9 protein-coding genes and 1 CRISPR repeat array are annotated in these 13,943 nt (G+C 60.3%); of the genes, 5 read left to right on the forward strand and 4 right to left on the reverse strand.

Going from position 1 to position 13,943, the window contains the following annotated elements; translation table 11 throughout:
• Positions 1-9 precede the first annotated feature (9 nt).
• Positions 10-1,020: a CRISPR-associated endonuclease Cas1 gene (gene cas1 / locus IPM84_14870; GenBank protein ID MBK9094022.1), complete on the forward strand. Its 1,011-nt coding sequence runs from the start codon at positions 10-12 to the stop codon at positions 1,018-1,020.
• Between the two features lie 28 nt (positions 1,021-1,048).
• Entirely contained in the window at positions 1,049-1,585 is a 537-nt protein-coding gene (gene cas2 / locus IPM84_14875; GenBank protein ID MBK9094023.1) for a CRISPR-associated endonuclease Cas2, read from the forward strand.
• 148 nt (positions 1,586-1,733) lie between these two features.
• On the opposite strand, the gene IPM84_14880 is transcribed toward cas2, so the two are convergent.
• A complete protein-coding gene (locus tag IPM84_14880) occupies positions 1,734-3,980 on the reverse strand; it encodes a WYL domain-containing protein (protein ID MBK9094024.1) in 2,247 nt (748 codons plus the stop codon).
• Between the two features lie 231 nt (positions 3,981-4,211).
• Positions 4,212-8,160: a CRISPR direct-repeat array (repeat unit 37 nt; unit sequence GTCGCAAGACAACTAATCGCCTTCGGGCGATTGAAAC).
• 74 nt (positions 8,161-8,234) lie between these two features.
• Here IPM84_14880 and IPM84_14885 point away from each other — a divergent pair.
• Together IPM84_14885 and IPM84_14890 are read left to right on the forward strand one after the other, a co-directional pair.
• On the forward strand, positions 8,235-9,050 hold the full coding sequence (locus IPM84_14885) for a DUF1670 domain-containing protein (GenBank protein ID MBK9094025.1): 816 nt from the start codon (positions 8,235-8,237) through the stop codon (positions 9,048-9,050).
• Positions 9,047-9,847: a DUF1670 domain-containing protein gene (locus IPM84_14890; protein ID MBK9094026.1), complete on the forward strand. Its 801-nt coding sequence runs from the start codon at positions 9,047-9,049 to the stop codon at positions 9,845-9,847. The genes IPM84_14885 and IPM84_14890 overlap by 4 nt, the downstream gene beginning before the upstream one ends.
• 2,287 nt (positions 9,848-12,134) lie before the next feature.
• Here IPM84_14890 and IPM84_14895 read toward each other — a convergent pair.
• The 3 genes from IPM84_14895 to IPM84_14905 all read right to left on the reverse strand — a co-directional run bounded on the left by IPM84_14895 (position 12,135) and on the right by IPM84_14905 (position 13,048).
• Positions 12,135-12,311: a hypothetical protein gene (locus IPM84_14895; GenBank protein MBK9094027.1), complete on the reverse strand. Its 177-nt coding sequence runs from the start codon at positions 12,309-12,311 to the stop codon at positions 12,135-12,137.
• A 226-nt stretch (positions 12,312-12,537) separates the two neighbouring features.
• Complete coding sequence (locus IPM84_14900; GenBank protein MBK9094028.1) at positions 12,538-12,786, reverse strand: hypothetical protein; 249 nt, start codon at positions 12,784-12,786, stop codon at positions 12,538-12,540.
• A 4-nt stretch (positions 12,787-12,790) separates the two neighbouring features.
• The gene (locus tag IPM84_14905; protein MBK9094029.1) at positions 12,791-13,048 is read right to left on the reverse strand and encodes a hypothetical protein; all 258 of its coding nucleotides are present in this window, start codon (positions 13,046-13,048) and stop codon (positions 12,791-12,793) included.
• A gap of 501 nt (positions 13,049-13,549) precedes the next feature.
• Here IPM84_14905 and IPM84_14910 point away from each other — a divergent pair.
• Positions 13,550-13,882, forward strand: a complete 333-nt coding sequence (locus IPM84_14910; GenBank protein ID MBK9094030.1) for a hypothetical protein — start codon at positions 13,550-13,552, stop codon at positions 13,880-13,882.
• The last annotated feature ends 61 nt before the right edge of the window (positions 13,883-13,943 follow it).

A 13,943-nucleotide genomic window follows, 5' to 3' on the forward strand; every position in this document is an offset into this window, starting at 1 on the left:
GGAGGAGCGATGCCGGTTATCTATTTGACCGATCAGGGCGCGATGGCGCACAAGAAGGGCGAGCGCCTGATTGTGGAGAAGAAGTCGGATGTGATTCTGGACATGCCGCTGATCCATGTGGAGCAGTTGGTGGTGATGGGCAATGTACAACTGTCGGCCGCGTTGATTACGCAGTTGCTGCTGCAGGAGGTGGATGTGGCCTTTTTCTCGTCGTATGGCAAGTATCGCGGGCGCTTGACGCCGCCGGCGCTCGGTTTTGCGCAGTTGCGCCATCGGCAGTATCAGGTGCTGGGGAATCCGCAGACCGCGCTGCCGATTGCGAAGCAGGCGATTCAGGCCAAGCTGGCGAATCAGCGGCGGACGCTGGGACGCCTGGCCGCGACGGCCGGTAGCCAGGTGCAGGCGACGGTGATCAGGGCCACGCAGACGATGCAGGGGATCGAGGGGCAGGTGAGCGCGGCGCGTGACCTGGACAGTCTGCGCGGTTATGAGGGGAGCGGCGCGGCGGCTTACTTTGGCGGTTTGAAGGATCTGTTGCCGCCGGGCTGGGGGTTCAACGGCCGGCAGTACCGGCCGCCGCCCGATGCGGTGAACGCGGCGCTGAGCTTCGGCTATGCGCTGCTGCAGAGCGCGGTGCTGGGCATGGTCAACCTGGTGGGGTTCGATCCGTACCTGGGCTTTTTCCATACGATTGATTATAACCGCCCGTCGCTGGCGCTCGATCTGATGGAGGAGTTCCGGCCGGTGGTGGTGGATGCGATTGTGGCGCCGCTGTTCCTGCGGAATCAGTTCACGGCGCAGGATTTTCGCCGCGAGCCGGGCGCGAAGCCAGGGGTGTACCTGGTGGAGGACGGCCGCCGGCGTTTGATCGAGGCGCACGAGAAGCAGATGGCGACGCCGGTTCCCTATCCACGCAAGAAGGAGACCACCGCGCTGCGCCGCGTCATCGAGGAGCAGGCGCGCCACCTGGCGAATGTGGTGCTGGGGGAGGCGGGGAGTTATCAGGGGTACGAAGCGTAAGTGCAAAGTGCAAAGTGCAGAGCGCAGAGTGCAAAGTGCAGAGCGCAGAGTGCAAAGTGCAGAGCGCAGAGTGCAAAGTGCAAAGTGCAGAGCGCAGAGTGCAGAGCGCAGAGCGCAGAGTGCAGAGCGCAGAGCGCAGAGTGCAGAGCGCAGAGTGCAAAGTGCAAAGTGCAAAATGCAGAGGGCAGAGGGCAGAGGGCAGAATGTAGAGGGTAGAGCGCTTTGTACTTTGTATTTTGTATTTTGCACTTCTGTCCGGGGGTTTATCATGGCGAAGACGACGCAGTTTGTGTTGGTGTGTTATGACATTCCGGATGATCGGCGGCGGACGAAGGTGATGCAGACGCTGTTGGATTTTGGGCGGCGGGTGCAGTATAGTGTGTTCGAGTGCGATCTGAAGGCGAAGGATCTGGATCGGCTGCTGAAGAAGTTGGGGCGGCTGGTTGACAAGACGGAGGATAGTGTTCGTTTCTACTTTTTGTGCGAGTCATGCCTGCCGAAGGCACTGGCGATGGGCGCGGAGGCGGAGATGGGGGATGCGCGGGTGGTGGCGAGGATTTTGTGACAACGCTGAACGCAGAGTGCAGAGTACAGAGTGTTTGGAGCGCGAAGGTACGAAGGGGAGCGAAGACGCGAAGCGCGAAGACGCCAAGAGCGCAAAGAACTGTCTTCTCTTGGCGTCGAAGCATTTTCAGGTCAGCATTCAGCATTGGTCAAAAGGGTACAATGAGGTCGTCGTCGTTTGCTGTGGTTGCTGCGATTTGGGGCGGCGGTTGACTGATCGTGGCTGATGACTGGCTGTCGGCGACGGCGGGCGGCGGCGCGGGGGTGGGCGGTTCGCTTTCGGCGACGGCGAGGATGCGGTCAAGGCGGAAGACGCGTTCGGCGCGACGCAGGTGGCAGTAGGCGATGAGGTAGGTGACGGCGCCGCGGGTTTCCAGGCGGTAGGGGTCCACGCGGCGGTGGGTCAGCTCGCCGCGTCCGGCTGTCCAGTAGGTGAGTTCGACGCTGTGCTCACCGGCGATGGCGGCGGTGAGGCGGGCCTGGGTGTCGGCCAGGTTGACGGGATGGGGGTTGTCGAGGGGTGGGCCGGAGTAGCCGTCGAAGGCGGTTTGCAGGCGCGTGAGCAGTTCTTCGGCCAGGGCGTGCAGGTCGGAGGCGGTTTCGGGGGGGAGGCCGGCGGCGATTTGATCGAGGATGGCGGCGGGGAGGCGCACGGGCAAATCGGTGAAGCGGTTGAGCTGCTGGAAGACGAGGCCGGCGAGGTAGAGGTAGCCGCTGTTGGCGATCTTGGGCTTGCCGGGGCGCGTGCCCCCGGCGGCGTTGGGAATGGTCAGGCGGTGGGGGATGCCCAGGAGGCGCAGGCGGCCGATCAGGCGCGGCAGGTGACGATCGGGGATGACGATCAGGCGCCGGTTGAGGGTGCGCCCAAGCAAGGGGCGCAGGGTGCGGCGGGTGGTGAGCGCAGTCAGGTGCGCGGGGTCAGTCGTTTCGAGCACGGTGAGACGGTGGATGGTGATGGGGGCGGGGGTGGCGGCCCAGCGACGCAGGGTGGCATACTCGTCGGCCGCGATTGGGCGGCCAGCCGCGTCGCTGAGGAGTTGCAGAACGGCGTCGAGGGTGGTGTCGCTGGCCAGGGCCAGGGCCAGATCATCCGGGCCGAAGCTGAGGCTGCCGAACTGGCTGATGAGGGCGTGGAGGCGCGCCAGGTCAACCTGGGCGGTGGCCAGGGCAGCATCGTGGTCGGGCAGGCGCAGGGTGATGCGCTCCGGGTCCAGGCTGAGCGTGAAGGGCTGCGGCGCGGGCAGGGGCGACAAGGGCGCGGCTTGGAGAAACGCACGCGCGGCCGGAGTCAGTTGAACCTGCAAGCGGTTTTCGGTTTGCAGGTTGACGCAGCCGAGCCAGGTGAGGGGGCCGAGGAACAGGTCGGTCAGGAGATGGGGCAGGCTATCGTCAGCGGTGGGGGTTTGCCACCAGACGGGCTGGGGGTGCAGGAAGCGTTTGAGTTCCTTGAGTAGTTGGGGAATGGTGCGCCATTCAGCGGCCGGTGCGAGACTGAGCAGGTGCAGCAGGTGTTGGACGAGGGCGATGGGGTCTGGGGTGGCGGCGCCGGGGAGGCGGAAGGTGCGCCAGGGGTCTGGTTGGAGCCAGGCGTTCCAGAGCTGTTGGATGCGCACGGTGGGGGCGGCCTGGAGCCAGAGGGGGAGGGTGGGGCTGGGTTTGATGAAGTCGCCGACGGGGGCGAGGAGGCCGAGGGTGTGGGCCAGGTAATGGAGGAAGTGGAGCCGGGGGGCCTGGAGTTCGGAGCGCAGGCCGGGGAATGGGGCGGGGCGCCGGGTTTGCTGGTTGAAGCGCTGGAGGAAGGGGGCGGGCAGCCAGCGTTGATGAACGGGGGCGATGTCGTGTTGGTGGAGGAGGGCGAGGAGGACGGTGAGGTCGTAGAGGGCGTCGAAGAGGGGCGGTTCGTAGGCGAGGCCAGTTGGCGGCTGGGGGTGAAGGGGAAGATTCTGGAGGAGGTGTTGGCGGAGGAAGGCGCGGTGTTCGTCGGCGAGGGTGAGCCGGGTCTGGCCGCCGGGACGGTCCGGGGGGGCGGGGAAGAGGAGGCCGAGGTACCAGAGTCGTTCAGCGCTGGAGGCGGGGAAGCGCCAGGGGCGATCGGGGAGGGGGGTGGATTGGTTCCAGGGGCGGTAGGGACGGATGACGCCGTGGCGGGCGCAGAAGGCGTGCTGAAGCGCGGGGTGGGGGAGGTCGAGGAGGGCGTGGAGGGCGTCGTGGTCGGCGGGGGAGAGTTGGGAGAGGATGGTTTGCAGGTTGGCGGGGTTGGAGAGGAAGGCATGGAGGGTTTGGACCCAAAGATCCTTGGGGGGATGGCGTTGGGGCGCGTTGAGGTAGTGGGCCTGGGCGATGGTCCAGAGGTGGCGGAACGAGGCCAGGTTGAGACAGTCGAGCAGGGACGGCATGGGACGCGCCTCCGTAAGCATTGGCATGAAATTGGTGGGGGAAACGAGTTGACGGCGGGGGCAAAAAGGGTTATACTATGATTAGATTGTTTCCAGCGACCTGTTTCCCGAAAAAACTGCATACGACTCGGCGGGAGCGACGGGCGGTTTGCATGTTTGGCGTGTATTTGGCATATATAATGAAGCGCCGGTGGAATGATAGCACAGGAAGGGGCATGGGAACAAACTGCAGTCGCAAGACAACTAATCGCCTTCGGGCGATTGAAACATTTCTCCGCAACCTGCGATGGCCAAAAACAGTGCGTCGCAAGACAACTAATCGCCTTCGGGCGATTGAAACTGAACCGCCGTGGTGACGGTGCAAGACAACCAATGCCTCGGGCGATAGACAACTAATCGCCTTCGGGCGATTGAAACCATTGGTTCCTCTCCGGCTGGGCGATTGAACACGGCAGGCGCCGCGGTCGTCGCAAGACAACTAATCGCCTTCGGGCGATTGAAACACCTTAGGGCTCGCCTGTTAAGGTGACGCGTCCGGTCGCAAGACAACTAATCGCCTTCGGGCGATTGAAACCGAAATGGCATAGGTCGACAGTCGAATCCGGAATCGAGTCGCAAGACAACTAATCGCCTTCGGGCGATTGAAACACCTCTGGCCGGCATCCCACGGTCTCTGGCGACTGGTCGCAAGACAACTAATCGCCTTCGGGCGATTGAAACTCACTATCTGCAGTGCCAGACAGCATCGGGGCATGGCGGTCGCAAGACAACTAATCGCCTTCGGGCGATTGAAACCAGCTAATGCCATTAAGCCAATAAAGAGGCCCTGACGAGTCGCAAGACAACTAATCGCCTTCGGGCGATTGAAACTGACAACCGAGTACGCCACAACCCACCCGCCGTCGCAAGACAACTAATCGCCTTCGGGCGATTGAAACGACTAGACTGCGTCAGCCGACCAACGGACACACTGCGCCTGGTCGCAAGACAACTAATCGCCTTCGGGCGATTGAAACGCAGGCTGCATCGCTGCCTTTGACTTCGGCAGCGTGCGCGTCGCAAGACAACTAATCGCCTTCGGGCGATTGAAACCAACGCCCTCAATGCTCATAGTCCTCCAGTCCCATCCGTCGTCGCAAGACAACTAATCGCCTTCGGGCGATTGAAACTACAACCCACCTCGCGGTGAGTTGGGACGGGGTCGGTGTCGCAAGACAACTAATCGCCTTCGGGCGATTGAAACACCTCGAACGGCGGCCATGCCTGCCCTTTCGTCGCAAGACAACCAATCGCCTTCGGGCGATTGAAACCTCGCCTGCCACATTGCGATGCCCCGTCGCTGGCGGCGTCGCAAGACAACTAATCGCCTTCGGGCGATTGAAACCGACATCCACGGTTACCGGTATGGTACATTTGTAGGAGTCGCAAGACAACTAATCGCCTTCGGGCGATTGAAACGAAATCTACGCCGGGGTTGGCGTAGACGACATCCGTGTCGCAAGACAACTAATCGCCTTCGGGCGATTGAAACACAAAGGCGGGAAACGTAAAGGTCACGTTGAAGGGGTCGCAAGACAACTAATCGCCTTCGGGCGATTGAAAACCGACCAGGGGCCTGGTGGCCCATCGTCACCGATCCCTGTCGCAAGACAACTAATCGCCTTCGGGCGATTGAAACGAAGTGCAGACAATGCCTTCGGGCGATTGAAACATCAACGGGCGGCCCACAGCGACGTCGCAAGACAACTAATCGCCTTCGGGCGATTGAAACACTATACATCCACTGGGTGTAGGAGTCCGGCGCGGGTCGCAAGACAACTAATCGCCTTCGGGCGATTGAAACGATCCAGGGCGGCGCAAGTAGCGTCGCCCGCCTGTCGCAAGACAACTAATCGCCTTCGGGCGATTGAAACCCGATCGCCCCCCCCCAATCGTATAAGTTTACATAAGTCGCAAGACAACTAATCGCCTTCGGGCGATTGAAACCACCATTTCCGGTGGTGGCTAGACTCGCCTGGGCCAGGTCGCAAGACAACTAATCGCCTTCGGGCGATTGAAACACGAACCAACTCGGGGCCACGACCTGATTGGCTTCACAGTCGCAAGACAACTAATCGCCTTCGGGCGATTGAAACCAAACTCACAACGCACAGAACCGGTGAAAACTACGTCGCAAGACAACTAATCGCCTTCGGGCGATTGAAACTGCTGGCCGTAGGCACACTCCTTCACGGTCGCAAGACAACTAATCGCCTTCGGGCGATTGAAACCTCCGCAAAACATCCTGGTCGCGGTACATCCGGGTCGCAAGACAACTAATCGCCTTCGGGCGATTGAAACCACTCCCTGGGGCGGCCCAGTAAGCTGCGTCGCAAGACAACTAATCGCCTTCGGGCGATTGAAACCGTAATCCTCCAGGGCGGCGCCCAGGCGTTGGTCGCAAGACAACTAATCGCCTTCGGGCGATTGAAACTAGGCATTTCCACTGACTTTATCTCATTATGAGACCCAGGGGTCGCAAGACAACTAATCGCCTTCGGGCGATTGAAACCACAACGCACCGGGCGAAAGGAAAATCACCATGCAAGGTCGCAAGACAACTAATCGCCTTCGGGCGATTGAAACTCGCCCCACTTAGGTTTGACCCCCTTGTCCCAGCAGTCGCAAGACAACTAATCGCCTTCGGGCGATTGAAACGATGACCGGGACGGTCGCCAGGGCTAATCCGCGAACAGTCGCAAGACAACTAATCGCCTTCGGGCGATTGAAACTGCCTACTCTACTTGCCCCGGCGGGCGATGATCGGTCGCAAGACAACTAATCGCCTTCGGGCGATTGAAACCACCATAGGATAGTGAGCCCCCGTATCGACATCGGGCGTCGCAAGACAACTAATCGCCTTCGGGCGATTGAAACGGCCCCAGCGTAAGGGGCACAAAGGACGCAGGAGTCGCAAGACAACTAATCGCCTTCGGGCGATTGAAACCAGGGCACCCTGTCGGAGTCGCAGACTAATCGCTTGGGCGATGGAAAGGGAGGGGGTCGCAAGACAACTAATCGCCTTCGGGCGATTGAAACACAATCGCCGTCCGGATAATGCAATGGCCGGCTGGGCGCCAGGTCGCAAGACAACTAATCGCCTTCGGGCGATTGAAACCGAAACGTGCGAGCCATGGCCCCCAGGAACGACCAAGGGTGTCGCAAGACAACTAATCGCCTTCGGGCGATTGAAACCTCTGCCCGGTTCCAGGCCCATGCCGAAGCAGGAGCGGTCGCAAGACAACTAATCGCCTTCGGGCGATTGAAACGATGGTGCCGTCCGGGCACTTGGTGCCTTTCAGGTCGGTCGCAAGACAACTAATCGCCTTCGGGCGATTGAAACTCCGTCCGGGCACCCGCCTTTCAGGCGCGACCGGGTCGCAAGACAACTAATCGCCTTCGGGCGATTGAAACAAATGCATCCTCACCAGGCGGACCAGGATTCCCCGGTCGCAAGACAACTAATCGCCTTCGGGCGATTGAAACCAACGATCACCACGGCCCGCGCACGGGTGGCCGTGGTCGCAAGACAACTAATCGCCTTCGGGCGATTGAAACACGGGGGTCAATGTACCAAATCAACGCCGAACGCCTCGTCGCAAGACAACTAATCGCCTTCGGGCGATTGAAACACGGGGCATTCGCCCCCGCTTCCCCGCCACCGCCTGAGTCGCAAGACAACTAATCGCCTTCGGGCGATTGAAACATACCGTCGCCTGAGCATGGCGGCAGCCGATGCCGGGTCGCAAGACAACTAATCGCCTTCGGGCGATTGAAACAAATATCCAGCTCGTCTCGCTCATGCTCGCTTGCTGTCGCAAGACAACTAATCGCCTTCGGGCGATTGAAACACCCAATCAAACAGTAAGCCCATTTCCGGGGTCGCAAGACAACTAATCGCCTTCGGGCGATTGAAACACAAGCCCCACCAATTCGCCTCGCGGCGTCTAGTCGCCGGTCGCAAGACAACTAATCGCCTTCGGGCGATTGAAACCAACCGCACGAGCGCCCAGGCCGAAGCGGCCTCGGTCGCAAGACAACTAATCGCCTTCGGGCGATTGAAACGGCGGGCGTAGGCGAAGCTATCGAGCTTGGGCGATCTGGGTCGCAAGACAACTAATCGCCTTCGGGCGATTGAAAATTGTGACATTTGTCAGGTATGCCCCCCCTCGGTAAAATGCGACAGGCATTGACCGCAGTCAGGGAGGGTGACAAATGGTACAGACAACCACGAGTGATCGGCTGGTGGAGAAGACTCCGGAGGCCAGCTTTCTTCATGTGCTCCAAGCAGAGTTCAATTTATCGTTGCGCGAGGCGCGTGAGGTAGTGAGTGCAGCGCAGGAACACCTGGGGCTGGATCGTGCGACGGACCAGGTGCGGCCAGGCCAGGTGCGACTGGTGGTAGCGAGTCTGCGAGCGCCTTTTGGGCCGCCATTGTGCGAAACGGACCGCACGACGGTGACGTTGACGGTGGATGCGGGTGCAGAAGACGCCAAAGTGCTGGCTAAGGAGGGGCGAGTAGGGTTGCGCCAGGGCCGCATCCTGCGCCTGGTGGACGAAGCGCTGGATCAAGGCGGGGTGCTGACCGAAGAAGACCTGGCGCGAGTGTTGCAGGTGACGCTACGGACGATCATTCGTGACATTCAAACGTTGAAAACGGCGGGGCACGTGGTGCAGACACGCGGGCAGGTGAAAGGAACGGGGCGAGGACAGACGCACAAGGTGCGCATCATCGAATTGTGGCTGGATCGGCAGGGTTACGACCGCATTGCGCTGTGGGCGCATCATTCGGTGCAGTCAATCAAGCGTTACATCGCAGCGTTCCAACGGGTGGTGACGTTACACCGAGAAGGTGCGGCAGCGACGCAAATTGCCTTTCTGGTGAGTCTATCGGAGCGGTTGGTGGGGGATTACCTGGCGCTGTACGAGCGGATACAGGGGGAAAAGGAGCGGCTGGCGAAATTAGAAGAGGAGCTGGTGCGGGTCAACGGGCCGGTAGACCTGGCAAAAAGGGGGGCTCTGAGAGCATGAGCCGGGTAAATCCGTATGCGAGTATCGAGAAACGAACCTTCCAAGCAGCGCTGATCCATCTGTTGGAGAGTGAATACCGCATCGTGGGCAGCCATCGCATTCTGAGAGTGCTGGCTGAGGATGTCGAGGCATTGGTGGAGCAGTTCTACCCGAAGGCTGAGCGGTTACACAGCGGGGATTTGATCTGGACATGCACCGGAGACGAGGGACACAAGGCGCAGCCAGGGAAGGCGACCGAGGAGTACAAGACGGTGACAGTGGTGTTACCGCTGCTGGCGCCGGAAGAGTGGCAGGAGCGCGTGGAGCGGTGTGGTCGGGAACAGGCCGGAGCGCGTTTACAGGCACGTCATCGGCGACAGGTTGCGCGACTGGTACGGACGGCGGCCGAGCAGGGAGGGCTATTGACCGTGGCTGAGTTGAGCGTGATTCTGGGGATCGGGATGGATCGGGTGCGCAAGGCAGTAGCAACGGAGCAAGCGGAGACGGGGAAGCCGTTGCCGCTGAAGGGCTACAAGATGGATCAGGGCAGTCGGCCGACGCACAAGGGAGAGATCATTCGGCTGCACGAGCAGGGTTTGGAGGCGCCGGACGTTGCGCGGGAGAGCGGGCACTCACTCAAGAGCGTTGAGCGCTATTTGAAAGACTATGAGCGGGTCTGTTTGCTGCTCAAACAGGGTTTGGCGGTGGCTACGATCAGTGTTATGATTGGTCGTGGGCAGAGTGTGGTGCGAGAGTACGTGGCGCAGGCGCAAACGTATCATCCAGAATTGTTTACTACGACGACCGAGGGTAGTTAGGGTATACTGACATATGTCACAAACGTAACTGTGCAGAAGGCTGATGCCGACCCAAAGGTCGGCGGTCGCAAGACAACTAATCGCCTTCGGGCGATTGAAACGATCGTCCGCTGCCTCAAGGGCGACGGAACTTCGACGTCGCAAGACAACTAATCGCCTTCTCAATACCTTCGCCAGCTAGGGCGAGTTAAAAGTGGATTAAGCGACATGAATGCGGCCCAAGGCGGCTAGTTTACTAGAAGATGCGGGCCAATAAACCTAAGCTCGAGCTTTTCAGGAAGCATTTTAATGGTCTCGGTCACATATTTGGCACCGCGATGCAAGTGCTTTAAGGTCTAGGACGCTGCAATCTGGGTCTGTGTCGTGGAGATTGCGCAGTAAGCCCTGGGAGAAGTTGACCATGAACAAAGAGAGGTTGGCGGCATTGGTGACGGCGGTTTCGGAGACATTCGTGAAGTCCTCCAGGCCCCAATACTGTTTAGCGTCCCTGAAGTTGAACTCGATTTGGAATCTCAGACAATAATAGTCAACCAGTTTGTCGTAGGCGAGCGTGAGATCGCTGCTGAACAGGGTGACATGGGCGGAAGCTTGCGTTTGCAGATGAGGGTTTTCAGGATAACCACGACATTAAGCGGCTGGCTAAACTCTCTATGCAGGCATCGAATAGTGCAATGCGAGTTTCGATCTGGCCGTCAACGGTCGTTTGTTTTGGGTACTCGAGCAGGCAAGTTCTGGTAATCCAGCTTGTCGCCGTATTTGCGGTGCGGCCCACGCCACTCGAGGGCCAGTATAAGGGTAAGTACAAGGCCGAGTCGGAGCGCAGCTTAGAAATCAGATGTAACTTGCACTGCTGCACCATGTGCAGGGCAAAACGGTTACCAAATGCCGTCCAGGGCCAGATAGGTCAGAGGATCATTTGCCCATAAGTTTGAGTTGAGCTTCCAGCATGGCTTGGATGCGAAGCAGTTCCCGGGCGACAAGGTGATTTCGGTTGCCGCTTTGTTCTTACTGCCTTTAAGGGCGGCCCGGCTTGCGCGGCTCAGCCGGTTTGGGCGTCTGCTTAGCGGCTGTCTTGGCACGGTTAGCCGCTTTTCTTCCTCGCTGCGCACGACTGCTCGATCCGCAGCGAGATGAGCGGCGTTTTTGGTGTTGACCAGTGCCAAACGTGAAAAAGGCCAGGCCAGGAATCACGGCCGATCACCCCCCGCAAAAAACGATCCAGCCCGTGGGTGGTGCCCCGCCTTTGCTCACCACCACCTCGTCGCCAACCATGATGTAGACATCGTCTGGCCGATATAGATGCTGGCGGAAAAACGCCCAAAACAACGTCGCCCACGGCACTACCGTAGAAAAAACGCTGTACCGTGCGATAACTGCCCTTCACCGGCTTGCCGCGAGATGCCAAGCATGGTCACCCGCCCTGTCATGGCAACACTGCCGCAATGATGCGGCTGAGTTGGCGCAGCGTCGTCGCCGTCACTAATGATTCGATACACTCTAAACGTGCTACAATATCAGGCATGGGCTTTCACTAGTCCTTGTGTTGTGATTTTCGTAAACTATCAACAACAACTTGCATTTACGAAAGCCCTTTGGTCACATTTGACTTACCCCATTTTGGCGAAGGTATTGCTTCTGCTTTGTAAAGACTTGTCAAATTTGGATGGGTGGGATGCGTGGAGCCGACCGTGCGTGGGTGAGACGACGGATGGTGGAAACAGGGGGGATGAGTTACCAGTCGAGGATTCAGGCGCCGGAAAGGCGGATACGGGTGGCAAGCGGACCTCTCGCGCTCTGTGATGCCCAATCACACAAGGGAAATGCGACGCCGGGCGTCTTGATTTCTAAGCGAGCCACAACCACAGAGTGCGCCGGTAAAGGGCGAGGCTTGGCCGTCAAGCAAAGAAGAACGCGACCATAAGGTCAGGGAAGATTGGCGACGCAGCCGCCACCGGCCACCGGCATCCGCGATTCGACAAGGCGCCTGAGGTATGCTAGACTGGCGCTGTGGGCGGGCGCACGTAAAACAGGAGAGGCAGACAAACGCTGCCCTCACCGGCGACAATGACAGTGTTCCCGCGGCGTTTGCCAGGCGGCGGGTCGCGCGAGCGGCTGCTGCGGAAAGCGGGTTGAGCGCCGGCCGCGAGGTCGGATAGGTGTCGCACCAAACATAACTTGCCTGCCCACGAGGACGAGGTCGGTCGCAGCTGTAGTCTGTGGGCCGGCCTTGTTGTATTGGTGGGGGGTCATGGGTTTAGGCAGCAGTTCCAATTGTCAGGTGATTGCGTCAGCGTTTTTGCATCTGAATCTGCAGCTCCACCTGGTCTGGCGTCTTCTGATTGACGCAGGCGTCATCCTCATTGTGCGTCCAGTAGCCCTCGGCGGCAATCACGACGCTGTAGCACTGACCGCGCAACAGGGGCAACGGCAGTTGTAAGACACCCTGGCGGTCGCTCTTGGTCATCGAGTAGACCTCGTCGTCGGTCCACCGAACGCTGACCTTGATCCTGGCTGAGCACGATGAAGAACGCCCCGGCGATGGGCCGCCCTGTGTCCCGCGTCGCTGATGACCCCCTGCACCTGCACGCCGGCGGCGGGACTGGCGGGCGCCGGCGCAGGTGTGGGCGCCGGTGCAGCGCCACCGATCGTCACCGAACCTCGCTGCACCACCTGACCTTCCACCACCAGCTCTAACGTGTACTCGCCGTTGGGCATTTCGTTACCGCTGGCGCTGAACACGTTCGACCAGGTTCCGACTCGCCCGCCCAGGGCAGCCACTCGTCGCCCCACACATAGGCATTATCCATGAGCTTGACGCCGTTCAGATACAGGCGGTTGGCGCACTTCAAGCCGTTCTGCATGCCGGTGAAGTCCGAAAAGGCGTAGAAGGCGGTGATGCCGGCCGGAAAGCTGGTCTCCGTGTCGAGCGGCTTGCCCATCTTGTTATCCACGTTGCGCTAAAAGACGAACGGCTGGAAGACAGGCCCGCCGCCCTGCTTGCCGGCGACGGTCAAATCGGCGGGCTGCCGGCTGATCGCCGATCGTCAACTCCAACCGCCAGTTGCCCGCCGCCATGCCGGTGTCGTTGGTCAGCACCATGCGCATCAGACCGTCGGGCGGCCCATCCCAGGTCAGCGTGGCGCTATCCGCCGCCTTGCCTTCGAAAAACCAGGTGTAACCCCACTGGGCGCCAACGGTCATGTTCTGATGCTCGAAGAACCAGTAAAGGCGCTTAGTCCCCTCCGGGAAGAGACGGCTCGACTCGGACGGTTCGCCCGCACTCGTGTAGTCTTGACTGAATACAATGTTGGCAACTGGCTGCGCGCGGCGTTTCGACGCCAACCTGAATCTGGGTTTCGGCCACCTGACGGCCTTCGACCAGGAAGCGCATGCGATACAGGCCGTCGGCGAAGGGGGTGTCGCTCAACCGACCCACCAGTTGCCCGTCGCCCGCCGACCCAGCCGTCGGCCGACATTCCCAGATCTGGTTCGTCCTTGCCATCTTTGGAGACCTGCATCTCCCAACGCATCCCATCGGCCATATTCTCGTAGTCGAAGAAGATGTACATCTGACGGCTGCCGGAGGGCAGGCTGCTGATCAGCGTCGTTGGCTGCTGCGACTCGCTCACGCCGGACGCCAACTGCAGGTTGAAGAAGCGCGGCTGACTCGCCGGCGCAGGCGCGGTCTCCTAAGCGCCTGGATTGCTCTGGCCCGGCGAAGCCACCCCGCCGCGCCGCTTCGATCAGCGGCCTGGCCAGGTTGACCGGGCGCAATCCGTTCAGAAAGCCGCCGATCGGTACGCAGGAATCCTTGTCGTCAAGCTTGCCATCGTGATTGGTGTCGTTCACCGGGCGACAATCAACCACATCCGTGTCCTCGCCGGCGGCCGCGATCGTCGGCACGCCCACCAGCAGACCATCGGCGTCCACCGCTGTCCCGCCGCTGTTGCCGCCGGCAATCGTGGTGTCGGTCTTGATCCAGGCCCGGCCCTCGATGCTGGCGTCCAGCGTGAAGCCGCTGACAACGCCGCGTGAAGGTCACGGTGTCGCCGCCGATGCCCCGGATAGCCAAAGATGTTCTGGCTCGTCGCCCACA

The organism is Candidatus Amarolinea dominans (assembly GCA_016719785.1).
Lineage (GTDB): Bacteria > Chloroflexota > Anaerolineae > SSC4 > Amarolineaceae > Amarolinea > Amarolinea dominans.

Excerpts from the sequence above, each read along its gene's own strand:
- IPM84_14880 (MBK9094024.1), bottom strand. The coding sequence starts at position 3,980 with ATGCCGTCCCTGCTCGACTGTCTCAACCTGGCCTCGTTCCGCCACCTC.
- cas1 (MBK9094022.1), top strand. The coding sequence starts at position 10 with ATGCCGGTTATCTATTTGACCGATCAGGGCGCGATGGCGCACAAGAAG.
- IPM84_14885 (MBK9094025.1), top strand. The coding sequence starts at position 8,235 with ATGGTACAGACAACCACGAGTGATCGGCTGGTGGAGAAGACTCCGGAG.
- IPM84_14905 (MBK9094029.1), bottom strand. The coding sequence starts at position 13,048 with ATGACCGTTGGCGCCCAGTGGGGTTACACCTGGTTTTTCGAAGGCAAG.
- IPM84_14895 (MBK9094027.1), bottom strand. The coding sequence starts at position 12,311 with ATGACCAAGAGCGACCGCCAGGGTGTCTTACAACTGCCGTTGCCCCTG.
- IPM84_14890 (MBK9094026.1), top strand. The coding sequence starts at position 9,047 with ATGAGCCGGGTAAATCCGTATGCGAGTATCGAGAAACGAACCTTCCAA.
- IPM84_14900 (MBK9094028.1), bottom strand. The coding sequence starts at position 12,786 with ATGGGCAAGCCGCTCGACACGGAGACCAGCTTTCCGGCCGGCATCACC.